Source organism: Ensifer sp. ENS11 (genome assembly GCF_014851895.1).
Lineage (GTDB): Bacteria > Pseudomonadota > Alphaproteobacteria > Rhizobiales > Rhizobiaceae > Ensifer > Ensifer canadensis.
This window is the reverse complement of the sequence record NZ_JACVAN010000004.1, coordinates 122,893-148,402: the sequence shown is the minus strand read 5'-3', so window position 1 is coordinate 148,402 and position 25,510 is coordinate 122,893. Positions and strand designations below refer to the sequence as shown.

Sequence of the window (25,510 nt, the reverse complement as noted above, 5' to 3'; positions counted from 1 at the left end):
AACGGATGTGCCGTCGCTCGAAAACCGCCTCGCCACGTTGAAGCCGTTCTCCCAATACGCCTGCCAGGCAAAGGCACGCTGGTCCGCCTGAACGTGTCGTGCCGAATGGGAGCCTTGGCCGACCCCGCCGAGGGCGGGGCCGACGGATCAAGGAAGCTCCATCAGTCCGCCGAAGCGATGATGTCGGCAAAGCGCTTCTGCGCTTCCTCCGGCGTCATGGAGGGGTTGGCGAAGAACTCGGAGAAGAGATCTTCCTTCTGTTTCTGGCTGTCAGCCGACAGAAGCTGGTCGGTCCACTGGATGACGTTGCCCTTGGCGAGGATGTCCAGGCCCTTCTTCATGCAGTCGTTGGCGGCAGCCAGATCGACATCGCCGCGCACCGGCAGCGAACCCTTCTTCAGGTTGAACGCCACCTGCGTCGCCGGGTTCAGGAGCGTCGATGCCAGCACTTCCTGGGCCTTGGATTTCTCCTCATCCTTCAGCACCGGGAAATAGAAAGCGTCGCCGCCCGTCGCGATGACTTCGTTGACGCCGAGGCCCGGCAGGCAGGTGTAATCGGTTCCGGCCTTCTGGCCGGCGAGCTGGAATTCGCCTTGCGCCCAGTCGCCCATGATCTGGCCGCCGGCCTTGCCGGTGATGACCATGTTGGTCGCCTGGTTCCAGTCCTGGACATTGGTGCCCTTGGACATGCGACGCGCGTCATCCGCAGCCTTGAACACCTTGGCAATTTCAGGACCGGCGGCCACTTCCTCGTCCTTGTCGCCAAAGACCTTGAGGAACGTGTCCTTGCCGGCAAGAGCGACGATGAGAACGTCGAAGGCACCGGCCGACTGCCACGGCTGTCCGCCGACGGCGAGCGGCACGATGCCGGCTTTTTCAAGTGCCGGTGCCGCTGCGACAAACTCGTCCCAGTTCTTCGGCACATCGACGCCGGCCTTCTTGAAGGCAGCGTTCGACAGCCAGAGCCACTGCCAGGAATGAATGTTGACCGGCGCGCAATAGACCTTGCCGTCGATGGTGCAGGAATCGAGCAGGCTCGCCGGCCTGATGATCTCTTTCCAGTTCTCCTTGGAGGCGACATCGGTCAGGTCGCGCATCAGCCCAGCCTCGACCAGTTCCTCTGCCTGGCGTCCATGGTTGAATTGCGTGGCACCCATCGGATCGCCACCGGTCAGGCGGCTGACCATGATCGGCCGCGCCGTGCTGCCGGCGCCGGCAATGGCACCGTCAACCCAGTGATTTCCGGTGGCATCGAACGCTTTTGCAAGCTCGGCGACCGCAGCAGCCTCCCCGCCCGACGTCCACCAATGCGTCACCTCGAGATCGGTTGCGTTTGCTGCACCAAATGGCAGCGCCACCGTCACCGCCAAAGCGGCCGCGAAAGAACGTAAATTCATGAGTCTCCTCCCTCACTGTAACGTTACCGTAAAAAACTTAGAGGAAACGATCCCGGTCCGCAACTCCCACCCCAATGAATTTAAACAGAAACATTTTCTGCAATCTACAGGCGTACTTTCGGACATCAAAGAGACGTGAACTGATCACGGGCAAGACCATGAAGATCCGGCATAGCGGGTTGATAACGCGCTGATTTTGATATTTTTTGTGCAGAAATGCTGGTATTTTGCTGCATATGCTCTCTCGCAGACGCAAAAAGCCCGCTGCAACACAGCACACTCAACCAGAGTGTTTCATTCACCGCAGCGCAGCAACGAAAATGCTCGACAGCGCTACTGTATCGTTACAGATTTGCCTCGGTGCCGTACGCCCATAGCAGGATAGCTCCCCGTCACATTTCGTATATAAGGCGGGAAGTGACGCTAAATGGGGCGGCGGGCGGCAACGGCAAGGGCGAGCGGGTGACAGCGATGGACAGCAAGACGAAAAACAGACCGCTGACGCCGCCGCCGGATGGCGGCAGGCCCACGCTGAAGACGATCGCCTTCATGACCGGGCTCGGCATCACCACCGTCTCGCGCGCCTTGAAGGATGCGCCCGATATCGGCGCCGAAACCAAGGAGCGCGTGCGCCTCGTCGCCAAGCAGATCGGCTACCAGCCGAACCGCGCCGGGGTGCGCCTGAGAACCGGCAAGACCAATGTCATCAGCCTGGTACTGACATTGGAAGAAGAAATCATGGGCATCACCAGCCCCATGGTCGTCGGCATCACCGAGGTTCTCGCCGGCACCCCCTATCATCTGGTGGTCACGCCCTATAGCGCTACCAAGGATGCGCTGGCGCCGATCCGCTATATCCTCGACACCGGCGCGGCCGACGGCGTGATCATTTCGCGCACCGAGCCGCACGACCCGCGCGTGGCGCTTCTGACGGAGCGCGGCCTGCCCTTCGTCACCCACGGCCGCACCGAGATGGGCGTCGTCCACCCCTATCACGACTTCGACAACGAGCGTTTTGCCTATGAGGCCGTGCGCGAGCTGGTGGAGCGCGGCCGCAAGCGCCTGGTGCTGCTGGAGCCGCCGCCGCACCTGACCTTCTATTCGCACATGCGCGCCGGCTTCGAGCGCGGCCTTCGCGATTTCCAGGCGGATGCGGTCAGCTTCCACCACATCAATATCGATCACACGCTGGTCGAGATCCGCGACGCCTTCGAGACGCTGATGCGCTCGGACAATCCGCCTGACGGCATCGTGTCGGGCAGCGGCTCCGGCGCGATCGCACTGATCGCCGGCCTTGAGGCCGCCAACAGGACACTCGGCAAGGATGCCGACATGGTGTCCAAGGTGCCGAGCGATTTCCTGCGCTGGCTTCGCCCCGAAGTGGTGACCATGTACGAGGACATCCGGGTTGCCGGGCGCGAACTCGCCAAGGCGGTGATCGGCCATATCGACGGCCAGCCGTCCGAAACGCTGCAGAGCCTCAGTCAGCCGGAGCTTCAGTCCGCCGTGCCGGTATCGATCAAACGGTAGGAACAGGGCAGTCCAGGTCACCGTCGGTGCATTTCAGGTAAACCTTGAGGTTTTCGATACGGACTTTGGTCATGCCATCACGGCACGAGTTGAAAATGAACGAATACAAGCTGCCCGTGACCACGGAACTCGAAAAGTTGCATCGGCATCGCGGAACGCCACCCACGCCCTCTGCGCTGTTAGCAGCAGCCTTGTGGTGTCTGCGTCGTTCTTTAGTCGTGCCTCGATCTGCTTGTAGAGAGTGTTCAGTTCGGTGTCGGATTTGTCATAGGCCTTCCCGGCGCATATGTTCATGTCCGCTTGGTTCGTCAGGTCGCCGCAGCTTTGCTCCGCATATGCCGACGTGGACGTTGCCAAGACCAGGGCGGCAGTCAACAATGAAGCCTTCATGGAACTCAGTCTCCGTTTTTGAAACGACTCTGTTTCGCGCTTGGAACGAATAAATCCCTTACTGCAATTGGCCGTCTTATCAGCAACGGCGCACCGGGCGCGCTGCCGCCGCCGTTATCCGCAGCTCTCATGACAGTCTGATCATGGGCGCTCTCTTCGGTTTCATCGGCGATTCAATCACCGGTCGCACCAAGGACGGCCGTCTACTGCATACTGGTCTTCCTGCTCGATACAACCGTGTGAATAGATGGGGATCGATGACCAAACGAAACGGGGCGACCTACCGCATGTTGCCTTAAATCGCATTCGATTTAAGGATAAAAACATGCAGCAATTCAAAGTGCTACAGCGCCGCGCGTCTAATAAGACGCGCGGCGCTGTAGGCCGCCCCGTTCGAAATTCCGATTTTGCCCGCTCAGGCGTTGAGGCCGCTGCCCCACGGGCCGTGGTGGGCATCGGCGCCATCGACGCGGTCGAAGCCGTGGGCGCCGAAGAAGTCGCGCTGGGCCTGGATCACGTTGGCAGTGCCGCGGCCGCGGCGGTAGCTGTCGAAGTAGCCGAGTGCCGAGGCCAGCGCCGGCGCCGGCAGGCCACCGAGCATGGCCGCCGAAACGACACGGCGCAGTGCCCCGTCGGTTTCCTTGACCATGGCGGCAAAGGCCGGGGTGACGATCAGGTTGGCGGCATCGGGCGCCTTGGTGAAGGCGGTGGTGATTTCATCCAGGAACTGCGAGCGGATGATGCAGCCGGCGCGCCAGATCTTGGCAATCGTTGGCATCGGCAGCGACCAGTTGAATTCCTTCGAGGCGGCGGACATGACGGCAAAGCCTTGAGCATAGGCGCCGATCTTGGCGGCCAGCAGCGCGTTTTCCAGGTCCTTGATGAAGGCAGCCTTATCAGTGACCTTTAACTCGCCGACATCAGGCAGGCCGAGGATCTTCTCGGCGGCTTCGCGCTCATCCTTGGCGGACGAGATGCTGCGCGCGGCAACGGCCGCTTCGATCGCGGTTGCCGGAACGCCCATGTTCTGCGCTTCGATCACCGACCACTTGCCGGTGCCCTTCTGGCCGGCCTTGTCGAGGATCAGGTCGACGATCGGCTTGCCGGTCAGCGGATCCGCTGCCTTCAAGACCTTTTCGGTGATCTCGATCAGGTAGGAATTCAGGCGACCCTTGTTCCAGGCGCCAAAGACTTCGCCGATTTCGCCGGCCGTCATCTTCAAGCCGTCGCGCAGGATACCGTAGATTTCGGCGATCATCTGCATATCGGCATATTCGATGCCGTTGTGGATGGTCTTGACGAAGTGGCCGGCGCCGTTTTCGCCGAGCCAGGCAACGCACGGATCATTGTCGTATTTCGCGGCGATCGAGGTCAGCACCGTCTCGACGCGCTTGTAGGAATCTTCCGTGCCGCCGACCATGATCGACGGGCCATGGCGCGCGCCCTCTTCACCGCCGGAAACACCCATGCCGATGAAGGTCAGACCTGAGTCCTTCAGCGCATCGAAGCGGCGCATCGTGTCGCGGAAGTTGGCGTTGCCGGCATCGATCATGATGTCGCCCTTGGCGAGGTACGGCTTGAGGATTTCCATCTGCTGATCGACCGGCTCGCCGGCCTTGATCATGATGATGATCGGACGTGGCGGGCGGATGGCGGCGACGAACTCTTCGATGGTGTCGCAGGGCACGATCTGGCCCTGGAGTTCGCCGGCTTCCGCGTAGAATTTGTGCGTCGCTTCGACGGTGCGGTTGAAGACCGCTATCTTGTTGCCTTTTTCAGCGATGTTGAGCGCCAGGTTCGAGCCCATGACGCCGAGACCGATAAGGCCGATTTCCGCCTGTGACACGTGATTGCCTCCATTGGACAGGAGAGCCGGACGCGATCAGGATAAACGCGTGGGAGCCGGCCCCTCGAATTAAACTTCGCGCGCTCGCATTGCCCCTCGGGAAAGGGGCGGACGCGAGATGCGACGGCGGAGGCTGTTTTGGCATTCAAATCGATTAACGACAAGCGATTCTTGAGAAAATCACTCCTTTTCGGGCTTGCCGTCGCCATCGTCGAGCACGCGCCAGGAGGCGCCGTCGAGGTCTTCGTACTGGCCGCTCTTCAGCGCCCAGAGGAAGGCGACGAGACCGAGTCCCCCTAAGAACAATGCGATCGGAATGAGATAGATCAGCGTGTTCATGAGGCGCTTCCGATCGCGCCCAGCGTCGTCGGCGCCTGTCGCTCGATCGCTGCGGCAGACTTCGCCACCTTCGCGCGCAGCCGCAAAGCGTTGGCAACGACGATGATCGACGATGTCGACATGGCGATGGCTGCAATCAACGGCGTCGCGTAGCCCATGATGGCGATCGGGACGGCGATGACGTTGTAGCCGATCGCCAGCGCGAAGTTCTGGCGGATCAGCCGGCCTGCCCGGCGCGAGGTGTCGATCGCCATCGGCACGGCGTCGAGGCCCTGGTGCAGGAAGACGAAATCGGCAGCCTGCCGGCCGACGTCGGCAGCCGTTGCCGGCGCCATCGAGACGTGGGCTGCACGCAGCGCCGGCGCATCATTGATACCGTCGCCGACCATCAGCACGCGATGACCGCCTTCGGCCGCAGCCGCGCATTCGTCGACCTTGCCGCGCGGCGACAGTTCGGAACGCCAGCGGATGATGCCGAGCCTGCGGGCAAGCGCTGCCACGACCGGCTCGCGGTCGCCCGAGAGAATGCCGGTTGCAAAGCCCATGCGTGTCAGCTTGTCGACGCTTTCGCGCGCCTGTGGCCGCAGCCGGTCTTCAAAGCGGAAGCAGGCAAGCTCGCGTCCGTCGAGCGAGAGGATGACCTCCGACTGGCCGCTCGCCTCACCGGCGTCGCCACAGGCAAAGGCGCGGCTGCCGAGACGATAGATGCCGTCGGTCGTCTGTGCCTCGATGCCCGCGCCCGGGATTTCACGGATATCGCCGGAGAGAACCGGCGCGATCGCAGCCGCATCGTGGATGGCCATGGCCAGCGGGTGGCGCGAATGCACGGCAAGGCCGGCAGCGGTCGCCAGCACCGCCGGCTTGATCTCGGCCCCGTTGGTCAGGCGCGGTTCCCCGGCGGTCAGCGTGCCGGTCTTGTCGAACAGCACCGTGTCGATCTCGGCCAGCCGCTCCATGGCCGATCCGTCCTTTACCATGACGCCGTTCTGGAAGAGCCGGCCTGCGGCAATGACCTGCACCACCGGCACCGCCAGGCCAAGGGCGCATGGGCAGGTGATGATCAGCACAGCAACGGCCACCAGCATGGCGTGATGGAAATCGCCGTCGACGAACATCCAGCCGATAAAGCTCAGGAAGGCCAACAGGTGAACCGCTGGCGAATAATATTGCGCTGCCCGATCGGCGATGCGGCGATAACGCGCCCTGCCCCCTTCGGCCGCCTCCATCAGGCCCATGATTTCCGCGAGCAGCGAGTCGCGGGCAGCAGCCGTCGCCTCGATCGTCAGCGGTCCCGTCAGGTTGAGCGTGCCGGCCTCGACCGTGTCGCCAATATGCACCGGCGCGGGTGCGCTTTCGCCGTTGACGATCGAGCGGTCCAGGTCGCTCGAGCCGACGAGAATCCGGCCATCGACAGGAATACGCTCGCCGGCCGCAATCGCCAGCCGTTCGCCCGGCTTGATCTCGTCCACCGGACGGTATTCGCGGCTGCCGTCGGCATCGATGACCATCGCCCCGCGCGGCGACAGGCGCGCCAGGCTGCTGATCGCCGAGCGGGCGCGGCCGCGCATCATGTGGTCGAGCGTGCGGCCGATAAGCAGGAAGAACAGAAGCATCACCGTGCCGTCGAACCAGGCATGGGTGCCGTGAGTGATCGTCTCATAAAGCGAGATGCCGTAGGAGAGCGTGATCGCCAGGGCGATCGGCACGTCCATGTTCGTGCGGCCGTGCTTCAGCGCATTCCAGGCGGAGGCATAGAAGAACCGGCCGGCATAGATCAGCGTCGGCGCGGCGATCAGCGCCGAAATCCAATGGAAGAGATCGCGCGTTGCCGCCTCGGCGCCCGACCAGACCGAGACCGAGAGCAGCATGATGTTGGTCGAGGCAAAGCCGGCGACGGCAACGGCGCGGACCAGCTGCTTCAACAGCGTGTCGCCCTCTTCCTCGCCGGGTGCAAACAGATGCGTTTCGTAGCCGCGCTCGCGGATCGCGCGCGCCAGTTCGCGCGGATCGCTGCGCTGCCCCGCGACCTCTTCCTTCCAGACGACTGAGACCCGGCGCGAGGACAGGTTGACGCGGGCGCGCTCCACCTCCGGCCGGCTCTTCAGGGCAGCCTCGATCGTCGTGATGCAGGCGCCGCAGTGGATGCCGGGCACGCTGAGGTCGGTCTGGCGAAGGCCACTGCCGAGCGTGCGGCTGGTCAGCCACAGCTCTTCCGAACTCGGCAGGCCTTGCGCACTCCTGTCGATCTCCAGCGCGGTTTCGGCGCCGGCAGCGCAGCAACTCATGGACGCTCTCCCGGCGCGATGAAGCGAATGGCCTGGCGATAGACGACCTTGTCGCCCGACGTCGCGGTGATATCGGCAATCCATTGTCCGCGCTTAAGGTCGGTTGCGGCAACGAAGACGCCGTTGCCCTGATGCGCCATCTCGATCTGCACGTCCTCATGCTCCTCGACCGGACGCTTGAACACGGCAACGACCTTGTCGGCCGACGTTTCAGCCTTGCCTTGTCGCGTCAGCGTGTAGCGCACCGCGCCCGGCTCCAGGCTGAGCTTGCCGTCGAGGCCGCTCGCTGCAAAGGCGCGCGCCTCCTTCACCTTGCCGTTGAACTGCTGGCTGGCGACATAGGTGTTCTGGACGACGAGCCCGCTCCAGCTGTGGCTGGCGTTCCAGGCCATGATCAGGTTGACGGTGATGATGGTGCCGAAGAACAGCACCATCACGCCGAGCATGTGCCATCCGGTGAAGACACGGGGTTGCCTGCCTTGGTCAGCGGTCATTTCGCGGCTCCCGGTTGGTTGAAGTTGGCCTGGTATTCGTCGCGCTCATGGCTCGACGGGTCTTCTGCAATCAGGCTGAAGCCGTCTTCCGCTTCGCCGAGTTTATCCTTCGGCAGCGTCACGAACACTTTCAGCGCCGTCACCTTGTCCGGATCGACGCCGACGGCAAAGCTGCGGCCGTCGCCCGGTGCCTGGCCGGCAATGCGCATCATCGCCGACGGCATGCCGTCGATGGTGAGTGTGATCGTGCGCTGTTCGGGGATCATGTTCAAGAGCTTGACCATGTAGCCGTTGCGCACCGATCCATCCGATTCGAGCACGAATTGCGGGTTGCGATCGTGCAGCACGTTGAGCTCCAGCCGATCGCGCGCCAGGAGCGCATAGAGCAGGCCGATACCAACCAGCGTCCAGACGCCGAGATACACAAGCACGCGCGGCCGGAAGACGATCTTCCAGTTGAAATGCCTGACCTTGTCGACGAAGGTGCCGTCGGCGTCACGCACCCGGCCCGGGTCGATCGCCGTCGTGCCGCCGTCGGTGGCAAGCGCCATGTTGGAGGCATAATCGCTCAGCGTCGCATAGGCGATCAGCCCGCGCTCGCGCCCAAGCTTGTCCATGACGTTATCGCAGGCGTCGATGCAGAGCGCGCAGGTGATGCATTCGAGCTGCTGGCCGTCGCGGATGTCGATGCCCATCGGACAGACGACGACGCAGGCATTGCAATCGACGCAGTCGCCGACGCTCTCGCCCGCGGCTGCCGCCTTCTTCTGGTGGCGCGAGCGCGGTTCGCCACGCCAGTCGTTATAGGTGACGACCAGCGAGTTTTCGTCGAGCATCGCCGCCTGGATGCGCGGCCACGGGCACATATAGGTGCAGACCTGCTCCCGCATCAGCCCGCCGAACACATAGGTCGTGGCGGTGAGAATCGCGACGGTCATATAGGCGATCGTCGGCGCCTCGAGCGAGACGAAGCTCTTCAGCAAGGCCGGCGCGTCGGCAAAATAGAAGATCCAGGCGCCGCCGGTGGCAATGCCGATCAGAATCCAGATCGAATGTTTCGTCACCCGCTTGACGATCTTGGCCGCTGTCCATGGTCCGGCATCGAGCTTCATGCGCGCGTTGCGGTCGCCTTCAATGTAGCGCTCGACGACAAGGAACAGGTCGACCCAGACGGTCTGAGGACAGGTGTAGCCGCACCAGGCGCGCCCGACGGCTGACGTGACCAGGAAGAGGCCGAAACCCGCCATCACGAGAAGCCCGGCCACGAAGAAGAATTCCTGCGGCCAGATCTCGATGAAGAAGAAATAGAAGCGACGGGCGGCGATATCGACAAGCACCGCCTGGTCGGGCGCATGCTCGCCGCGGTCCCAGCGGATCCACGGCGTCAGATAGTAGATGCCGAGCGTGACCAGCATCACCAGCCACTTGAACTGGCGGAATCGTCCCTCGGCGCGCTTCGGGAAGATCTTCTTGCGCTTTTCGTAAAGCGGCTTGCGCACATGCGCCGCGTTGACCGCCTCGGCCTCGTGGCGTTCGACGATGGGGGCGTTTGTGGCGGATTGAGGCTGCATCTGTGGGATATCCCCGAATATATCGCGTATTGAACGCTGTTTTGCCCGATCTGGCGGCCGGAAACGTTGATCTGTGTCAAGTTTGCGGGCTAAAGCGGCCGCATGCGTCGAAACGTCCGGGCTTCATGCCGCGCGACTTGATGGCAATTGCCACACCACGACATCCCGCCAAACCTACGAGGACCGCATGGACACGATCATCGGCTTTTTGAACACGATCTTCTGGGGCTATGTGCTCATTTATGGCCTGCTCGCCGTCGGCATCTTCTTCACCATCCGGCTTGGCTTTCCTCAGATCGTGCATTTCGGCGAGATGTTTCGTGTGTTGAGCAGCGGCGGGTCGAAGGATGCGGCGGGCATCAGTCCGTTCCAGGCGCTGACCGTGAGCCTTGCCTCGCGCGTCGGCACCGGCAATCTCGCCGGCGTTGCCGTTGCGCTCTATCTCGGCGGACCGGGCGCCACCTTCTGGATGTGGATGGTCGCGCTCGTCGGCATGGCGACGGCCTATGCGGAAAGCGCGCTGGCCCAGATCTACAAGGTCAAGAACGAAAACGGCCAGTATCGCGGCGGTCCGGCCTTCTACATCGCCCGTGGCCTCAATGCGCCGTGGGCGGCAACGATCTTCTCCGTCTGCCTCATCCTTTCCTTCGGTCTCGTCTTCAATGCGGTTCAGGCCAATTCGATCGCCGATGCCGTACAGGGCGCCTTCGGCATTCCGAAGATCGTGGTCGGCATCGCCGTTGCAGCGCTCTCGGGCATCGTCATCTTCGGCGGTATCCGCCAGATTGCGCGCGTTGCCGAAATCGTCGTGCCGTTCATGGCCGTCGCCTATCTGCTGATGGCGATCTATGTGCTGATCGCCAACGCCTCGCTGGTGCCAACGGTGCTCTGGACCATCATTTCCAGCGCCTTCGGCCTGCAGGAAGCGGCAGGCGGCATCACCGGCGGGGTCGCTGCCGCCATGCTCAACGGCGTCAAGCGCGGCCTGTTCTCCAACGAAGCCGGCATGGGCTCCGCCCCGAATATCGCAGCCGTCGCCACCCCGGTTCCGCATCACCCGGCCTCGCAAGGGTTCGTACAATCGCTCGGCGTCTTCATCGACACGATCCTGATCTGCACCGCGACATCGGTGATGATCCTCTTGTCCGGCACGCTGGAGCCCGGCTCCGGCATCACCGGCACGCAACTGACCCAGGCCGCCATGAACGTCCATATCGGCTGGGCGGGCAGCTATTTCATCGCCATTGCGATCTTCTTCTTCGCCTTCACCTCGATCATCGGCAACTATTCCTACGCGGAGAACGCGCTGACCTATCTCGGCGGCGCCAACCGTCTCGGCATCACCCTCATGCGATGCGCCGTTCTCGCCATGGTCGTCTGGGGCGCCTATGAGAGCATCGCCACCGTGTTCGACGCCGCCGACGCCTCGATGGGCCTGATGGCGACGATCAACCTGATTGCCATCCTGCTCCTGTCGGGTACCATTGCCAAGCTGACGAAGGACTATTTCGCCCAGCGCAAGCAGGGTGTCGAGCCGGTCTTCCACGCCGCCGACTACCCGGAACTGCAAGGGCAGATCGACGGCAAGATCTGGTCGCGCGATTAGGGCGGCAAGAGACAGGTAACCGGAAGCGGGAGACCTCGGAGGGCAAGGCATGCATGGTACCTTGCGGCCACTGACGCTTGCCAAGCGCTGCGGCATCTACCGCGAGCGCTCGGCGCCTGCCTCGCTTGCGGGCCATGTGGAGTGCCTTTGGAGCCATACCATGCCCGAGGGCCCGCCCTCGCCCATGGCTGTCGTTCCCGATGGCTGCGTCGATATCATCTGGTCGAGCCGGGGTCTGGCTGTTGCCGGCCCAGACAGGGTCGCAGCCTTTCCGGTCATCGGCCCCGGCGAGACCGTGGTCGGCCTGCGCTTTCGGGCCGGTATTGCCGCCTCCTGGCTGCGCACGCCGCTTTGCGAGCTGACCGGTACGGTCGTGCCGCTCGATGCCTTCTGGGGTGCCGCCGCCGATGAACTCCATGCGCGGATGACTGAGGCCGGTAGCGCAGCAGCGCGTGCCGCGATGCTTGCTCACGCGGTTGAGAAAAGGCTGGCGGCGGTCGCAGCCCCGCCTGCCGACATCGCCGCTTGCCTGGCTGAGTTGCGCCAGAGGCAACCGATGTCTGACAACCCGATCCGGCTGCTGGCGCAGACGACAGGAACCAGCGAGCGCACGCTGCGCCGCCGCTGCCACGAACATTTCGGCTATGGCGCCAAGACGCTCGACCGCATCCTCCGCCTGCAGCGTTTTCTCGCCACCTGCCGAAGCGACGTTGAGGCGAGCCTGAGCGCGCTTGCGCTTGATACCGGCTACGCCGACCAAGCCCACCTGACGCGCGAGACCAGGGAGCTGACCTCGCTCTCGCCGCGCGAAATCCGGCGCCAGCTCGCGAACTGACTGGCCGTTTCATTCAAGACGGCGACGCCCTGTGGTGCTACCCCTTGATTGCAACGGCAATGGCAAGGCGACGAAACGCATGACGACACTGGCAGCGAAAATCATCCACATCTCGATCGAGCGCGACTGGCACGAGGTCTATGTTTTCATGGCCAAGCCTGAAAACATGCCGCTCTGGGCATCGGGCCTTTCGTCCGGCCTGACGCGCGACGGGGAAGAATGGGTCGCTCCGGGACCGCTCGGCAACGCGCGCGTGCGTTTTGCCCCCGACAATGCCTTCGGCGTCGTCGATCATCTGGTGACGCTGGAAAACGGCGTGAAGGTGCACAACGCCCTGCGCGTCGTGTCGAACGACGATGGCGCCGAGGTGATGTTCACGCTGCTGCGGCAGGCCGACATGAGCGACGAGCAATTCGCCGGCGATGCCGAATGGGTGGCGAAGGATCTCGCCGCCCTTAAGTCAATCTTGGAATCAGAAAGCGACAGGACACATCATGGGTAACAAGGGCAACGATCGCCGCATCGACTATGTCGAGTTCAACGTCTCCGACATCGCCGCCAGTAAGGCGTTCTATGGCGGCGCCTTCGGCTGGACCTTCACGGATTACGGCCCCGAATATTGCGAGTTCCAGGACGGAAGATTGACCGGCGGCTTCACCACGACAGGGCCAGTCCGGGCCGGAGGGCCGCTGATCATCATCTATGCCGACAATCTGGAAGAGAGCTTGACGAAGGTCGAGGCGGCCGGCGGAAAAATCCTGCAACCGATCTTCCCCTTCCCCGGCGGCCGGCGCTTCCACTTCGCCGATCCTGACGGCTACGAGCTGGCGGTTTGGTCGGCGCAATAACCATCCCTCGCGCCGGTTTCCGCCACCTGTGGACAACCGGCGTCTGCGCCTGCAGATTTTACCCAGACTTAATCTTTGCATCCCAAGATTGCGCGCGAAAACAAGAAGCGGCAAAGGGCGCTGGGCAATGTCAGACGATCACGAGTTTCTGCTGAATTCCGTCATCATCGGCGCCCACCCCGACGACGAACTGCTGTGGTTCACCTCGATCCTGAAAAAGGTCGACGAGGTCATCATCCTTTATCGCGATATCTGGTCGGAGCCGCAGATGGGCGACGCCCGCGTTGCCGCCATCAAGGCCTATCCCCGCGGCAACGTCCGGTTCCTCGAGATGGAGGAGACCGGCTCCTTCGACTGCGCCGATTGGACGAGCCCGAAGCCTGGCCCCTACGGCATGGAGTTCGGAACCGAAGGCACGCGTCGCGAGGCCAAGCGCGTGGTGAAGAAATCGCTGTCGCAACTGATGCCCGGCAGCTTCCGCCACTCGACGCGGCCGATCGCCCAGGCCTACCGTGAAAACTACGAAACGCTCTATCGCACGCTGCAGCCGCGGTTGAAGCCCGACATGAACGTCTTCACCCACAATCCCTGGGGCGAGTACGGTCACGAGGATCATGTGCAGGTGTTTCGCGTGCTCGACCGGCTTCGCGACGAAATCGGCTTCAAGCTCTGGATGTCGAACTATTGCACCGAACGCTCGATGCCGCTGGCGATGCAGTATTTTAGCCGCAAGCCGGTCAACTACATCAGGCTGCCGGCCGATAAGGCCTTCGCCGAGGAGGTTGCCGCCGTCTATCGCGACAAGGGCTGCTGGACCTGGCGCAATGACTGGATCTGGTTCGACGACGAATGTTTCATGGAAGCCCCACGCAGCAAACCCGAGGGCGGCGGCTTTCACCTGTTGCCGATGAACCTGTTCAATTTCGGCACCGTCGTGCGCCGACCGGTCAACGCGCCGCTGCTTTTGGGCGCCGCCCTTTCAAGCGTCATGGTCGGCGCCACCATCGCCGCTGCGCTGGAATGAAGATAGGCCGCGTCTTTCGACGCGGCCATTTTCTTAACTTGACGATTGGTACCGCCCCTCATCCGCCTGCCAGCACCTTCTCCCCGCCAGCGGGGCGAAGGTAGCAAGCCGGGCCGGCACCGCACCCATCAACGCCGATGTTCGGCGAAAGCGTCGCTCCCAACGGCTCTCTCCCCGCTGGCGGGGAGAGATGTCCGGCAGGACAGTGAGGGGCAAACCTTAGCTCGGGGCGCGAGCGTTCCCCTACTCGCCGCCGCCGAGCGAATGCACGAACACGGCAAGCTGCTTGACTGTGGTGTCGCCGAGGCGTGGCAGCCAGGCCGGCATGACGCCGTGCTTGGGCGCCTTCATCTGCGCGACGATTGCCTGCTCGCTTGAGCCATTGAGCCAGAGCGCATCGGCAAGATCCGGCGCGCCGAACTCGCGATTGCCCTTGGCGTCGGCGCCGTGGCACGAGGCGCAATTGGCCTCGAACAGCGCCTTGCCCGGTTCGACCAGCGCCGCATCCGAAGGCGTGCCGGTGAGGCTGACGACATAGGCGGCGGTCTGCTTGATCTCTTCCGGCTTGAGGATCTCGGCAAAGGACGGCATTTCGGAGACGCGCGTCTCGTCGTCGCCGGTATAGCGGATGCCGTGCGCCACCGTCTGGTAGATCTCCTCAGGTTTGCCGCCCCACAGCCAGTCGTCGTCGTTGAGGTTGGGGAAGCCGGCCGAACCGGCGGCACCCGAACCGTGGCACTGGGCGCAGTTGACCTTGAAGGCCGAGGCGCCGGCCGCAACTGCGAACTGGTGAAGCTGCGGATCGGCGATGATCTGGTCGAGTGAGCTCGCGGCGATCTTTTCCAGATTGCCGGCCTGCGCCGCCTTGGCATCGGCAAGCTCGACGCTGAGTTCCGCACGGCTGGAGTAGCCGAGCACGCCCTTGGTCGCATCGGTTAGCAGCGGCACGGCCGGATAGACGATCATGTAACCGATCGCCCAGACGATGGTGGCGTAGAAGGTATAGACCCACCAGCGCGGCATCGGGTTGTTGAGCTCGCGGATCCCGTCCCATTCGTGGCCGGTTGTCTCGACGCCGCTGATCTCGTCGACATGTTTGTCCGACATGGATCAATCCTCCTTACGAGCGGAATGAGGAAAAGTGTTTTGCGGTTTTCCGCCCGCATTCCGCTCTGATTTCTGAGTCTCGATCACATCGTGATCGAAGGGGATGGCTGCGGCCCGATCGGCGGCCTTCTTGGCGCCGGGCCTAAAGATGAAGGCGACGACGCCGAGGAAGAAGAGCGTCATGGCAAGCAGCGCCCAGCTGTCGGCGAACTGGCGCATGGCCGTGTAGGTTTCCATGTCCGTGCCCTCCCTTAGCGATAGCCCGTGGTGTCGTCGTAGGTGGAGAAGTCGACCAGCGTGCCGAGCATCTGGAGATAGGCGACGAGCGCGTCCATCTCCGTCAGCTTCTGCGGATCGCCGTCGAAATCGCCGAGCTTGGCCTTGGGATAGCGCGCCTCGACACCCGACGTGTCCGCATTCGGGTCGGCCTGCGCCTTGATGTCGGCGGCGGCGTTCTCGATCATCTCGTCCGAATAGGGCACGCCGACGGCCCTGTTGGCCTTCAGCTGTCCGGCGACGTTCCTCACGTCGAGCGGCGTCGACTTCAGGAACGCATAGCTCGGCATCACCGATTCCGGCACCACCGAGCGCGGCTCGGTCATATGCTGCACGTGCCACTCGTTCGAATAGCGGTCGCCGACGCGGGCGAGATCCGGCCCGGTGCGCTTCGATCCCCACTGGAACGGATGGTCGTACATGGATTCTGCCGCCAGCGAGTAGTGCCCGTAGCGCTCCACCTCGTCGCGGAACGGCCGGATCATCTGGCTGTGACAGACGTAGCAGCCTTCGCGAACGTAGATGTCGCGGCCCGCGAGTTCCAGCGGCGAATAGGGCCGCATGCCTTCGACCTTCTCGATGGTGTTTTCGAGATAGAACAGCGGCGCGATTTCAACGATGCCGCCGATCGAGACGACGAGAAGCGAGCCGACGAGCAGCAGCGTTGCGTTGCGTTCCAGGGTGGCGTGTTTGTCGAGAATGGACATGGGTACTGCCCTCCTATTCCGCAGCCTTGAGCACGGGCGTCGAACCGAAGATCGGGGCTTCGTCACGCACGCGGCCGAGGATGGTCATTGTTACGTTGAAGGCCATGAGCAGAGCGCCGGCGAGGAACAGGGCACCGCCCAGCGCACGCAGCACGTAGTAGGGCAGCATGGCCGCGACCGATTCCGCGAAGGAATAGACGAGGAAACCCTGGTCGTCGTATTCGCGCCACATCAGGCCCTGCTGGATACCGGCAACCCACATGACAGCGGCGTAGACGACGATGCCGAGCGTGGCGAGCCAGAAGTGCCAGTTGACCATGCGCACGCTATAGAGCCGCTCGCGGTTCCACAGCTTCGGCGTGAGGTAGTAGATGGCGCCGAAGGTGATCAGTCCGTTCCAGCCGAGCGCACCCGAATGCACGTGGCCGATCGTCCAGTCGGTATAGTGACTGAGCGAGTTGACCGTCTTGATCGACATCATCGGACCCTCGAAGGTCGCCATGCCGTAGAAGGCGACGGCCATGACCATCATGCGGATGATCGGGTCGGTGCGGATCTTGTCCCAGGCGCCCGAGAGCGTCATCAGGCCGTTGATCATGCCGCCCCAGGACGGCATCCACAGCATGATGGAGAAGACCATGCCGAGCGTCTGCGCCCAGTCCGGCAGAGCCGTATAGTGCAGGTGGTGCGGACCGGCCCAGATGTACATGAAGATCAGCGACCAGAAGTGAATGATCGACAGGCGGTAGGAATAGACGGGGCGGTTGGCCTGTTTCGGAATGAAGTAATACATCATGCCGAGGAAGCCGGCCGTCAGGAAGAAGCCGACGGCGTTGTGGCCGTACCACCATTGCGTCAGCGCGTCCTGCACGCCGGCAAAGGCCGAATAGCTCTTGGAGCCCAGGAACGACACCGGAACCGCCAGGTTGTTGACGATGTGCAGCATCGCGATGGTGACGATGAAGGCGAGATAGAACCAGTTCGCCACATAGATATGCGGCTCCTTGCGCACCAGCAGCGTGCCGAGGAACACGGCGAGATAGGCGACCCAGACGATCGTCAGCCACAGGTCGACATACCATTCCGGCTCCGCATATTCCTTCGACTGGGTGATCCCCAGCAGATAGCCGGTGGCGGCCAGGACGATGAAGAGCTGGTAGCCCCAGAACACGAACCAGGCGAGATTGCCGCCGAACAGGCGCGCACGGCTGGTGCGCTGGACGATGTAGAACGAGGTCGCGATCAGCGCGTTGCCGCCGAAGGCGAAGATCACCGCCGAGGTGTGCAGCGGCCGCATGCGACCGAAGTTGAACCACGGCTCGATGTTGAGATCCGGAAAGCCCAGTTGGAGCGCAACCACGACGCCCACGAGGAAGCCGACGACACCCCAGAAGACGGTGGCGATGACGCCATACTTCACGACTTCGTCGAAATATTCCGACTGCGGTGCGGCCGCCTTGCCTGCTGACGCCGTGCTGAAGTCGAGGCGCCGCATCATAACGATCGTGCCGCCGAGCAGCACGAAGAACAGCACCCACATATGGGCTTCGAACTGCCGGTCCTGTGCGAATCCGGCGCCTAGAAGCGCCAGGAAAGCACCGACCCCGAGCAGGATCGTCTCGAAAGTGTATTTCATGGTTGGGTCCCCAACTTTATCCAGATGCAGACGCGTGCACACGCCTAAAGGCGGCATGCCCAGCGCAGCTTGCCGGAAAGTGTCAGAATCGGGGCACCCTCACCTTGATTCAGATCAAGGCCGGGGGCCTCCACTTGCTTCACCCTCAGGAAACAATGAGGGAGCGCCATAGGAGCTGGCGTCAGAACAGCATGAAGAGAACGAATGATAGTGGAATGATCCGGGTGTGGACGGGTTTGCGAGCGCGCCCTGCCCCGATGGGCGAACCGCGGGCCTGGCTGGCACGTGCGCATCAGGAACAGCTTGCGCTCTGCAACAGCCTGGAGGAAATCGCCGACAGCCTGCCGGCTGAAATCGACCGGCAGAAATGCGCCTATGCCGCCAAGATGCTGGAGCCGCTCATACGCGAACTGCATTCGGGCGAAGAGAGCGCGGTGTTTCGCTGGGTCGAGCAGAATTTCGGCGACGACCCGTCGATCGCGGCAACGCTCGCGCGGCTCAAATACGAACATTGCGAAGATGAGTGCTTTGCCGAAGAGCTCACGGAGATGCTGGTGAAGCTCGGCGCTGCCGACGAGAGCGTCAATGCGGAGACAGCCGGCTACATGCTGCGCGGCTTCTTCACCAATCTGCGAAGGCACATCGGCTTCGAGCAGGAATGTCTTCGCACGCTGCTTCCAGTCGACCCGGACATCAATTGAACGAACGGCGGCTCGAAAGGGCCGCCGTTTCTGTATCCGGCTCAACTGCATGTTTTCTTAAATCCTATTCGATTTAAGGAAACATGCAGCAATTCAAAGTGCTACAGCGACCTTTGTGCGTCCAATAAGACGCGCGGCGCTCTAGGCGACAGGGATCAGGCGGCGATGGCGCGGCGTCGGTCCGCATGCTCCTGGATCACCAGGATCGCACCGATGAGCTTGCCGTTGCTCGACATGCACGGCGTCAGCCGGCAGCGCACCACGACGGTTCGCGCGTCGACGGTCTTGGCGAAGGTATAGTCGACCACCTCGCCCGCAAAACAGCGATCGAGATAGCTCTTCACGCGCAGCTCGAAGCGCTGGATGCCAATGAATTCGACGATATGCCGACCGATGAGATCCATCGGGCGGCTTTCGAGATGGTTGGCGTTGAGCGGATTGGTATAGAGATACCGATAATCCGGCGTGATCACGGCGATGCGGTCAGGGAAGCTGTCGAGAATCGCCTCGTTGAGAAGCCCCTCGTCCGCCCGCCCCTTGTGTGGTGCAGCCGGCGTGCGCTCCAGTCGCAAGTCGGCAGCGTTGACCGCGCCCGTGGCTGCGAAATAGCGATTGATCAGCGACTGCAAAAGCTGCGAATGGCGCAGCACGCAGGAAATATCGTCGGCCTCGACGCGCAGAATATCGATCAGAAACTGGAACTGAAGGCGGGCATCTTCGACGCTCACGGCCTTCTCATCATAGACCGACTTCAAGATGGGATCGAGCTCGCGATCCAGAAGTCCGATCAGATGTTCGTCTGCTGTACGTACTGCATACTGCAGTTGTGAATACTTGAACCAGAACAGCTCAATCAGTGCGTTCAATTCGAAACCCCAATCCCCCACGGCCGAGGCCGCGCCGATGCACTTATATGACAGGCTTTGATGATGTAGATGCTGATCTACAGCGCCGCGCGTCTTATTAGACGCGCAAAGGTCGCTGTAGCACTTCGAATTACTGCATGTTTTTATTCCTAAATCGAATAGGATTTAAGGAAACATGCAGGCGTTGACGTTTCCCCCACATCCTCAGCGAAAACCACAAAGACTTGGCCACCCAAAGCGCTTGCAGTCTGCCCCTCGCAATACAACGGTGAGTTTACACTCATTACCGCCCCGTTCAACATCAGAAAGGGAAGCTTGCGGTTTCGAAACGACTTCAACGGCGCAAAGACGGCGATTTTCTCCAGCAAATGCCTTAGGCATAGACAAAAAGGGCGTTAATGCCTGCGGCGGCAACGCCTTTTGCGGTTCGAAGAGAATCAGTCTTACAGGTAGCGCTTGATGTGCCAGCGGTCGTGGTACCACAACCATTGCCCGGGATACTCCCTCACCCAGCTCTCCACCTTGTCGTTGAGAACCTGTGCCGTGGCGTTGACGTCGACAGCGCCATCGGGCTTGCGCGGAATGTCGATCGCCGGCTCCAGCTCCAGCCGAAAACGGTTGCCGGGCAGCCGGATGCAGCGGGCGGGATAGACCTCGCAATTGAACTGCCGCACGAGCTTGGCGAGCAGCGGGTTGGTCTGCACGTCCTGGCCGAAGAATTTGGTCTTCAGGCCCTTGCGGAATTTCTGGTCGACCAGAACGCCGACGCCGTTGCCGCGCTCTAGCTGGCGGGCGAGTGCGAAGGACGAACCCGCATGCGACGGCACGAGATTGCCCATGCGCTCCTTGCGGAACTCGAAGACCTTCTCGGCGACGTAAGGGTTGTTCGGCGGACGGAAGAGCACCGTCACCTCCAGCCCGAAGGCGGAGCCAGCGACCGGCAGCATCTCGAAATTGCCGCTGTGGGCGGTAAAGACGATAAAGGGTCGCGGGTTGTCGCGCAGCTCGAGAAAGAGCGGAACGCCGGAGACTTCGACGCGGCCGGGCTTGGTCGCCTCGGGATCGAAATCGAACAGCCGGTCGAGGAAGACATATTCCGCCGCCATGCGGCCCATATTGCCCCAGCTCTCCATGGCGATCGCTTCGATCTCGGCCTCCCGCTTCTCGGGAAAGGCGTTGCGCAGATTGGTCAGCGTCAGCTTGTGCCGGCTGGTCTTCGGGCCGATGAAGCGTGCGGCGCGATCCATGAAGCGGATCGCGCCGTCAGCCGGAAACAGCTTCAGGATCGTCAGAAGCAGAAAGACGAGTTGCGCAATCAGCCACTGCCGGAAATGATCCGCCGTCAGAACCAGCCGTGTGATCAGCATGCGCACGTGGATCAATCCATCTTCAGGATGATCTTGCCGAAGATCTGGCGCGATTCCATCCGCTCCAGTGCCCGGTCGATCTCGTCGAAACCGACCTGCGTATCGATGACCGGATGCACCAGGCCGCGCGCCATCTTCTGCATGGCGTTGGCCATGTTTTCCATGCGGCAGCCGAAGGAGCCGAGCAGCTTCAGCTGCTGCTGGAACAGCATCATCAGGTTCATGTCGGTCGACACACCGGAGGTCGAGCCGCAGGTGACCAGGCGGCCTCCCCGCTTCATGCAGAGCATTGAGCCGGCCCAGGTGTCCTTGCCGACGTGTTCGAACACGACGTCGACGCCCTTCTTCTTGGTGAGCTTGCGCACGACACCTTCGAAGCGGTCGGTGCGGTAGTTGATGACGTGATCGGCGCCGAGCGCCTTGGCCTTCTCGATCTTGTCGTCGGATCCGACGGTAGTGATAACCGTGCAGCCGATCTTCTTGGCAAGCTGGATTGCCGCCGAGCCGATGCCGGAGCCGCCGGCATGGACGAGAATGGTTTCGCCTGGCTCAAGCTTGGCGTTGTCGAACAGCATGTGCTCGACCGTGCCGAAGGTGACCGGTGCAAGCGCTGCGGCCACGGCATCGATGCCCGGAGGTGCCGGCACCAGCAGGCGTGCGGGAAGATTGATCTTCTCCTGCGCGAAGCCGTCGAGGTGGAAGCCATGCACGCCGCCCACATGTTCGCAGAGATTGTCGCGACCTTCGCGGCACGGGCGGCAGAGGCCGCAGGTGCGCGCGCCATAGATCGAAACGAGCTGCCCCGGAAGCACGCTTGAAACGCCCGGGCCGATGCTTTCGACCACACCGGCCGCCTCGGCGCCGATGACGAGCGGCATCTTGCGCTTGGCAAAGGCCATGCCGCGCCAGCCCCACACGTCGATGTGGTTGAGTGCGACGGCCTTGACCCGGAGCGTCACTTCGCCCGGGCCTGGCGCTTCCGGCTCGGGAACGTCGGTGATTTCGAGCTTGCGGTCATCGAGCAGTTGCAGGGCGCGCATGATCTTTCCTCTGCCTTGAGCGGCATCATTTCGTCTGAAGTTTCTGCGGCGTGCTTCCTTAGATCGGATCCGGTTCAAGGAAGCGTGCAGCAGGCTTAAAGCGTTCAGCGTCGCTTGCGCGTCATGTTCGACGCGCGGCGCTGTGACCGCCGACTTAGGCCGGCTCGGCGGTCATGACAAGGCTGGCGTTCTGTCCGCCGAAGCCGAAGGAGTTCGACAGCACGGCAGAGACCTGCTGGCTGCGCTTCACGTTCGGCACGACGTCGAGCACGATGGCCGGGTCGGGATTCTGGTAGTTGATCGTCGGCGGCAAGGTGCCGGTCAGCATCGTCTGGATCGAGAACACTGCCTCGACTGCGCCTGCAGCCGTCAGCGTGTGGCCGATCATCGACTTGTTCGACGAAACCGGGATCGACGGCAGATGTTCGCCGAAGACGGCCGACATCGACAGATATTCCATCTTGTCGTTTTCCGGCGTCGAAGTGCCATGGGCGTTGATGTAGCCGATGCCACCTTCGTCGATGCCGGCGTCGGCAAGGGCCGCGCGGATCGTCGCGATCGCCGGGCCGCCATCGGGCGACGAGCGCGTGCGGTGGAAGAGATCGGCCTTCTCGCCGCACCCCTTCAGGATGCCGTAGACACGGGCGCCACGAGCGACCGCTGCTTCCAGCGATTCCAGCACCAGGGTTGCCGCGCCTTCGGCGATGACGAAGCCGTCACGGTCCTTGGTGAAGGGCTTGGAGGCCTTTTCCGGCGGGTCGTTCTGGGTCGACAGCGCCGAGAGCAGCGCAAAGCGGATCAGCGCCTCGGCACTGACCGAACCGTCGGTCGCGACTGTCAGCGCGCGATCGGTGCGGCCCTGGCGAATGGCCTCGACGCCGAGCTGGATTGCAGTTGCGCCCGAGGCGCAGGCCGTCGACAGCGTCACCGGCAGGCCGCGGGTGCCGAAGCGATCGGCAAGGCGTTCGGAGATCGCGCCGAAAAGCACGGCCTCGTGAAACACCGGATCGGCCTTCTCGCGCATCGCGGCAAGGAAGCGATTGTAGGCGTCGCCCGGCTGGGTCGACGGTGGCGAGCGGTCGGCCAGTTCAAAGCGCGCGCTCCATTCCGGCTCGATCGGCGGAGCGGCGAGAAACAGCGGGCCGTTGAAATCGCCGGAAAGACCGGCCTGCGCCAACGCCTCAAGCGTCGTTTCGCGCGCCATGGCGTAGGAGCGCTCGACCGAATTGGCCGCCGGGACCTCGATGAAATCGACCATGCCCGAAATGCGCGTGTTCAGGCCTTCCGTCGGGAAACGGGTGATCTTGCGGATGCCGGAGACGCCGCCGGTCAGCGCCGCCCAGTTGTCTTCGAGACCCTGGCCGAGCGAGGTGATGACGCCCATGCCGGTGACGGCGACGATCGGACGACCGAGATGATCCTTGTAAGCGTTGCTCATCAATCGTTCCTCTTATTCGGCCGAAAGGACCGCGACGCCTTCGCCGCGTGAATGACCAATGGTCGTCACGACCGCCGTTCTGGCGCCCGCCGTCATCGGTTTTTCGAAGCTTGCGTCGAAAGCCGGAACCTTGGCGCCGTGGCCGAGCGCCAGTGCGGCAAGCGCGAGGCCCGCCGGAAACTGCGCTTCGATGCTGTGGCCGACAAGCCCGCCATAGGCGCGCACCGGCGCGCCGGCGAGCTTTGCTTCCAGAAAGGTCTTTTCGTGGGCAACGAGATCATGCAGGCCCGAGGTGCCGGAGAAGACCACTGTCTGCGCCGGATCGAGCGTTTCGGCCGGTTTTGCCAGATCGGCAAGGCGCGCCTCCAGCTTGCCGTCGCTGCGGCTGCCACGGTCGCTGCCGATCGCGTCGATCGTGGCATAGATGCGGGCGCCTCGGGCTTCGGCATATTCGCGCGATTCCAGCATCAGGAAGGCGCCGACGGAACCGAGGATCATTCCGCCGCCATCCTGGCGCTTGCGCGACCAGATCGGCTGCCAGTCGCCGACCGTCTGCGCCTGGATGGCCTCCGTCATCAGCATGATGTCGAGACGTTCGGCCGAAAATGCGCCGCCCGCCAGCGTATGTGTCGACTGTCCCGCCTTGATGCGGAAGAACGCCGTTTCGATCGCCGAAATGCCGGCCGCCTCTTCGCCCATGAAGGTGCGCGACGATCCCGTCACCTTGTGCACGATCGAGATGTTACCGGCGAGAAGGTTGGAGAGCTGGGCGAGGAACAGCGTCGGGCGCAGTTCGGTCGTCAGCTTCTCGTTCAGCAGCTGCTCGCGGTCGTTGCGCTTCAGCGCCTCGTCGACGATCAGCGAATCGACATTGATGTCGCGCTCGCCGCCGCCGGCGGCCACGATCATGTCCATGCTGCCGCAGGCGTCGAGATTGTCCTTGAGGCCGGCGTCGTCGAGCGCCAGGCCTGCTGCAAACACGCCGAGGCGCTGCCAGTTTTCCATCTGGCGCTGGTCGCCACGCTTGGCGATCTGCTGCGACCAGTCGATCTGCGGCAGCGGATGCACCGGATAGGGCTTGAACTTTTCGGCCTCGACGCGTGGCTCCGGCGCCTCGGCCGCGTTCAGAAACGCCACATGCGGCTCGACGCCGACACCCTGGCTTGTGACGATACCGACGCCGGTGATCACCACGTCGTTTGCGGATTTGCTCATCTTCACTTCTCCGAAGCGGCATCCGCCGCAAGTGCCGTCATCAGGCCCACCTCGCCGGCGCGCCTGCGCACGATATCGCCGAGCGGCACCTGATCGAACGGCATCGTTCTGAGTTTCAATTGTGCGTCACAGACCTTCTTGCCCGCAGACGTGATCTTCGCCTTGGTGACGGCGAAACCGGAGCCATCGTGCTCGAGGAAGGCTTCGATATCGAGTTCTGCCGACGGCTCGACGAAGGCCCGCATCTTGGCGCCATCGACCGACATCAGAAACGGCATTGCCGCGAAATTGGTCGCGGCCAGCACCAGAAATCCCGAAGCCTGCGCCATCGTCTCGATCAGAAGCACACCCGGCACCAGCGGATAGCCTGGAAAGTGGCCCTCGAATACCGGGCTCTTTTCGGGAACGACGGATCGCGCCGTCAGCCGGCCAGCCGACAGATCGACCGTTTCGACACGATCGATCATCTGGAAGTATTCAAGGAGCATGGAGGCTCACCCCGTTTGGTTTCGGGCTCAAGTAAAAACGCCAATGCCGCCTGTCAAGCGCGAGGCGCGACCGGCGGCATTGGAAATCGAGTGGAAAGGCTTGAACCTTGGCCCGATCAGGCCTTGGCAGCCCGCAGCTCGTCGATCTTGGCGCAGAGGTTCTTGAGCACGAAGTATTCTTCGGTCGAAACCTTGCCTTCGTTGACTTCCTGCGTCCACTGTTCCAGCGGAATCTTGATACCGAAATCCTTGTCGATCGCAAAGACGATGTCCAGGAAGTCCAGGCTGTCGATGCCGAGATCGTCGATCGTGTGGCTTTCCGGCGTAATCGTCTCGCGATCGATCTCGCTCGTTTCAGCGATGATGTCGGCAACCTTGTCGAATGTAGCAGTCACGCGCATACCTCTTTATTATTTTATTCCGAGTCTCGGCGATCCTATAGGTAAATGCGCCGCAAAAGCCAATGGCCTTGATGGCAACCTCTGCGATTTGAAATGCGGTGTT

At 62.5% G+C, this 25,510-nt stretch carries 24 protein-coding genes and 1 pseudogene; 7 read left to right on the top strand and 18 right to left on the bottom strand.

Annotated features, from left to right (window positions below; genetic code table 11):
- Positions 1-161 precede the first annotated feature (161 nt).
- Entirely contained in the window at positions 162-1,397 is a 1,236-nt protein-coding gene (locus IB264_RS09965; protein WP_025427337.1) for an ABC transporter substrate-binding protein, read from the bottom strand.
- A 471-nt stretch (positions 1,398-1,868) separates the two neighbouring features.
- On the opposite strand from IB264_RS09965, the gene IB264_RS09960 reads away from it, so the two are divergent.
- A complete protein-coding gene (locus IB264_RS09960) occupies positions 1,869-2,927 on the top strand; it encodes a LacI family transcriptional regulator (protein ID WP_025427338.1) in 1,059 nt (352 codons plus the stop codon).
- A 69-nt stretch (positions 2,928-2,996) separates the two neighbouring features.
- Here the strand turns inward: IB264_RS09960 and IB264_RS09955 are convergent, their stop codons facing one another.
- The 6 genes from IB264_RS09955 to ccoG form a co-directional block, all read right to left on the bottom strand.
- Entirely contained in the window at positions 2,997-3,317 is a 321-nt protein-coding gene (locus tag IB264_RS09955; protein WP_225906376.1) for a lysozyme inhibitor LprI family protein, read from the bottom strand.
- A 415-nt stretch (positions 3,318-3,732) separates the two neighbouring features.
- Positions 3,733-5,163 carry an NADP-dependent phosphogluconate dehydrogenase gene (gndA, locus tag IB264_RS09950; protein WP_025427339.1) on the bottom strand — a complete coding sequence of 477 codons (1,431 nt, stop codon included), beginning with the start codon at positions 5,161-5,163 and terminating at the stop codon, positions 3,733-3,735.
- A gap of 180 nt (positions 5,164-5,343) precedes the next feature.
- Positions 5,344-5,502, bottom strand: a complete 159-nt coding sequence (ccoS, locus tag IB264_RS09945) for a cbb3-type cytochrome oxidase assembly protein CcoS (protein ID WP_025427340.1) — start codon at positions 5,500-5,502, stop codon at positions 5,344-5,346.
- Positions 5,499-7,787, bottom strand: coding sequence for a cation-translocating P-type ATPase (locus IB264_RS09940; protein WP_025427341.1), 2,289 nt, complete (start codon positions 7,785-7,787; stop codon positions 5,499-5,501). The genes ccoS and IB264_RS09940 overlap by 4 nt, the downstream gene beginning before the upstream one ends.
- On the bottom strand, positions 7,784-8,281 hold the full coding sequence (locus IB264_RS09935) for a FixH family protein (RefSeq protein ID WP_025427342.1): 498 nt from the start codon (positions 8,279-8,281) through the stop codon (positions 7,784-7,786). Before IB264_RS09935 ends, IB264_RS09940 begins: the two co-directional genes overlap by 4 nt.
- Positions 8,278-9,852 (bottom strand): cytochrome c oxidase accessory protein CcoG, encoded by a 1,575-nt coding sequence (gene ccoG / locus IB264_RS09930; protein WP_025427343.1) that lies wholly within the window; start codon positions 9,850-9,852, stop codon positions 8,278-8,280. Before ccoG ends, IB264_RS09935 begins: the two co-directional genes overlap by 4 nt.
- Before the next feature lie 187 nt (positions 9,853-10,039).
- Here ccoG and IB264_RS09925 point away from each other — a divergent pair, with 187 nt between their 5' ends.
- The 5 genes from IB264_RS09925 to IB264_RS09905 all read left to right on the top strand — a co-directional run bounded on the left by IB264_RS09925 (position 10,040) and on the right by IB264_RS09905 (position 14,165).
- Positions 10,040-11,458 carry a sodium:alanine symporter family protein gene (locus IB264_RS09925; RefSeq protein WP_025427344.1) on the top strand — a complete coding sequence of 473 codons (1,419 nt, stop codon included), beginning with the start codon at positions 10,040-10,042 and terminating at the stop codon, positions 11,456-11,458.
- Between the two features lie 49 nt (positions 11,459-11,507).
- On the top strand, positions 11,508-12,293 hold the full coding sequence (locus IB264_RS09920) for a helix-turn-helix domain-containing protein (protein WP_025427345.1): 786 nt from the start codon (positions 11,508-11,510) through the stop codon (positions 12,291-12,293).
- Between the two features lie 79 nt (positions 12,294-12,372).
- The gene (locus tag IB264_RS09915) at positions 12,373-12,795 is read left to right on the top strand and encodes a polyketide cyclase (protein ID WP_025427346.1); all 423 of its coding nucleotides are present in this window, start codon (positions 12,373-12,375) and stop codon (positions 12,793-12,795) included.
- Complete coding sequence (locus tag IB264_RS09910; RefSeq protein ID WP_025427347.1) at positions 12,788-13,141, top strand: VOC family protein; 354 nt, start codon at positions 12,788-12,790, stop codon at positions 13,139-13,141. Before IB264_RS09915 ends, IB264_RS09910 begins: the two co-directional genes overlap by 8 nt.
- A 127-nt stretch (positions 13,142-13,268) precedes the next feature.
- Positions 13,269-14,165, top strand: a complete 897-nt coding sequence (locus IB264_RS09905; RefSeq protein ID WP_192433326.1) for a hypothetical protein — start codon at positions 13,269-13,271, stop codon at positions 14,163-14,165.
- A 243-nt stretch (positions 14,166-14,408) separates the two neighbouring features.
- On the opposite strand, the gene ccoP is transcribed toward IB264_RS09905, so the two are convergent.
- From ccoP to ccoN, 4 genes and pseudogenes are all read right to left on the bottom strand, one after another.
- Positions 14,409-15,272, bottom strand: a complete 864-nt coding sequence (gene ccoP / locus IB264_RS09900) for a cytochrome-c oxidase, cbb3-type subunit III (RefSeq protein WP_025427349.1) — start codon at positions 15,270-15,272, stop codon at positions 14,409-14,411.
- An 87-nt stretch (positions 15,273-15,359) separates the two neighbouring features.
- Positions 15,360-15,509 (bottom strand): annotated as a pseudogene (locus IB264_RS34590) (cbb3-type cytochrome c oxidase subunit 3); the annotation flags it as partial.
- Between the two features lie 14 nt (positions 15,510-15,523).
- On the bottom strand, positions 15,524-16,255 hold the full coding sequence (ccoO, locus tag IB264_RS09890) for a cytochrome-c oxidase, cbb3-type subunit II (RefSeq protein ID WP_025427351.1): 732 nt from the start codon (positions 16,253-16,255) through the stop codon (positions 15,524-15,526).
- Positions 16,256-16,268: 13 nt separating this feature from the next.
- Positions 16,269-17,891: a cytochrome-c oxidase, cbb3-type subunit I gene (gene ccoN / locus IB264_RS09885; protein ID WP_025427352.1), complete on the bottom strand. Its 1,623-nt coding sequence runs from the start codon at positions 17,889-17,891 to the stop codon at positions 16,269-16,271.
- Positions 17,892-18,106: 215 nt separating this feature from the next.
- Between ccoN and IB264_RS09880 the strand changes: the two genes are divergently transcribed.
- Positions 18,107-18,592 (top strand): hemerythrin domain-containing protein, encoded by a 486-nt coding sequence (locus tag IB264_RS09880; protein WP_025427353.1) that lies wholly within the window; start codon positions 18,107-18,109, stop codon positions 18,590-18,592.
- 155 nt (positions 18,593-18,747) lie between these two features.
- On the opposite strand, the gene IB264_RS09875 is transcribed toward IB264_RS09880, so the two are convergent.
- The 7 genes from IB264_RS09875 to IB264_RS09845 form a co-directional block, all read right to left on the bottom strand.
- Positions 18,748-19,458, bottom strand: a complete 711-nt coding sequence (locus IB264_RS09875) for a PAS domain-containing protein (RefSeq protein WP_025427354.1) — start codon at positions 19,456-19,458, stop codon at positions 18,748-18,750.
- 443 nt (positions 19,459-19,901) lie between these two features.
- The gene (locus tag IB264_RS09870; RefSeq protein ID WP_038577074.1) at positions 19,902-20,825 is read right to left on the bottom strand and encodes a lipid A biosynthesis lauroyl acyltransferase; all 924 of its coding nucleotides are present in this window, start codon (positions 20,823-20,825) and stop codon (positions 19,902-19,904) included.
- A gap of 11 nt (positions 20,826-20,836) precedes the next feature.
- Positions 20,837-21,865 carry a zinc-binding dehydrogenase gene (locus tag IB264_RS09865; RefSeq protein ID WP_025427356.1) on the bottom strand — a complete coding sequence of 343 codons (1,029 nt, stop codon included), beginning with the start codon at positions 21,863-21,865 and terminating at the stop codon, positions 20,837-20,839.
- Positions 21,866-22,019: 154 nt separating this feature from the next.
- A complete protein-coding gene (locus IB264_RS09860) occupies positions 22,020-23,303 on the bottom strand; it encodes a beta-ketoacyl-ACP synthase (RefSeq protein WP_025427357.1) in 1,284 nt (427 codons plus the stop codon).
- Positions 23,304-23,315: 12 nt separating this feature from the next.
- Complete coding sequence (locus IB264_RS09855) at positions 23,316-24,518, bottom strand: beta-ketoacyl-ACP synthase (RefSeq protein ID WP_025427358.1); 1,203 nt, start codon at positions 24,516-24,518, stop codon at positions 23,316-23,318.
- Positions 24,519-24,520: 2 nt separating this feature from the next.
- Positions 24,521-25,006 (bottom strand): 3-hydroxyacyl-ACP dehydratase FabZ family protein, encoded by a 486-nt coding sequence (locus IB264_RS09850; protein ID WP_025427359.1) that lies wholly within the window; start codon positions 25,004-25,006, stop codon positions 24,521-24,523.
- A 116-nt stretch (positions 25,007-25,122) separates the two neighbouring features.
- Positions 25,123-25,407, bottom strand: coding sequence for an acyl carrier protein (locus tag IB264_RS09845; RefSeq protein ID WP_107027602.1), 285 nt, complete (start codon positions 25,405-25,407; stop codon positions 25,123-25,125).
- Positions 25,408-25,510: the final 103 nt, after the last annotated feature.

What these genes read in the sequence shown, in the direction of transcription:
- IB264_RS09965 (WP_025427337.1), bottom strand. Translation starts at nt 1,397, where the DNA reads ATGAATTTACGTTCTTTCGCGGCCGCTTTGGCGGTGACGGTGGCGCTG.
- IB264_RS09960 (WP_025427338.1), top strand. Translation starts at nt 1,869, where the DNA reads ATGGACAGCAAGACGAAAAACAGACCGCTGACGCCGCCGCCGGATGGC.
- IB264_RS09955 (WP_225906376.1), bottom strand. Translation starts at nt 3,317, where the DNA reads ATGAAGGCTTCATTGTTGACTGCCGCCCTGGTCTTGGCAACGTCCACG.
- ccoS (WP_025427340.1), bottom strand. Translation starts at nt 5,502, where the DNA reads ATGAACACGCTGATCTATCTCATTCCGATCGCATTGTTCTTAGGGGGA.
- IB264_RS09940 (WP_025427341.1), bottom strand. Translation starts at nt 7,787, where the DNA reads ATGAGTTGCTGCGCTGCCGGCGCCGAAACCGCGCTGGAGATCGACAGG.
- IB264_RS09935 (WP_025427342.1), bottom strand. Translation starts at nt 8,281, where the DNA reads ATGACCGCTGACCAAGGCAGGCAACCCCGTGTCTTCACCGGATGGCAC.
- ccoG (WP_025427343.1), bottom strand. Translation starts at nt 9,852, where the DNA reads ATGCAGCCTCAATCCGCCACAAACGCCCCCATCGTCGAACGCCACGAG.
- IB264_RS09925 (WP_025427344.1), top strand. Translation starts at nt 10,040, where the DNA reads ATGGACACGATCATCGGCTTTTTGAACACGATCTTCTGGGGCTATGTG.
- IB264_RS09920 (WP_025427345.1), top strand. Translation starts at nt 11,508, where the DNA reads ATGCATGGTACCTTGCGGCCACTGACGCTTGCCAAGCGCTGCGGCATC.
- IB264_RS09915 (WP_025427346.1), top strand. Translation starts at nt 12,373, where the DNA reads ATGACGACACTGGCAGCGAAAATCATCCACATCTCGATCGAGCGCGAC.
- IB264_RS09910 (WP_025427347.1), top strand. Translation starts at nt 12,788, where the DNA reads ATGGGTAACAAGGGCAACGATCGCCGCATCGACTATGTCGAGTTCAAC.
- IB264_RS09905 (WP_192433326.1), top strand. Translation starts at nt 13,269, where the DNA reads ATGTCAGACGATCACGAGTTTCTGCTGAATTCCGTCATCATCGGCGCC.
- ccoP (WP_025427349.1), bottom strand. Translation starts at nt 15,272, where the DNA reads ATGTCGGACAAACATGTCGACGAGATCAGCGGCGTCGAGACAACCGGC.
- ccoO (WP_025427351.1), bottom strand. Translation starts at nt 16,255, where the DNA reads ATGTCCATTCTCGACAAACACGCCACCCTGGAACGCAACGCAACGCTG.
- ccoN (WP_025427352.1), bottom strand. Translation starts at nt 17,891, where the DNA reads ATGAAATACACTTTCGAGACGATCCTGCTCGGGGTCGGTGCTTTCCTG.
- IB264_RS09880 (WP_025427353.1), top strand. Translation starts at nt 18,107, where the DNA reads ATGATCCGGGTGTGGACGGGTTTGCGAGCGCGCCCTGCCCCGATGGGC.
- IB264_RS09870 (WP_038577074.1), bottom strand. Translation starts at nt 20,825, where the DNA reads ATGCTGATCACACGGCTGGTTCTGACGGCGGATCATTTCCGGCAGTGG.
- IB264_RS09865 (WP_025427356.1), bottom strand. Translation starts at nt 21,865, where the DNA reads ATGCGCGCCCTGCAACTGCTCGATGACCGCAAGCTCGAAATCACCGAC.
- IB264_RS09860 (WP_025427357.1), bottom strand. Translation starts at nt 23,303, where the DNA reads ATGAGCAACGCTTACAAGGATCATCTCGGTCGTCCGATCGTCGCCGTC.
- IB264_RS09855 (WP_025427358.1), bottom strand. Translation starts at nt 24,518, where the DNA reads ATGAGCAAATCCGCAAACGACGTGGTGATCACCGGCGTCGGTATCGTC.
- IB264_RS09850 (WP_025427359.1), bottom strand. Translation starts at nt 25,006, where the DNA reads ATGCTCCTTGAATACTTCCAGATGATCGATCGTGTCGAAACGGTCGAT.
- IB264_RS09845 (WP_107027602.1), bottom strand. Translation starts at nt 25,407, where the DNA reads ATGCGCGTGACTGCTACATTCGACAAGGTTGCCGACATCATCGCTGAA.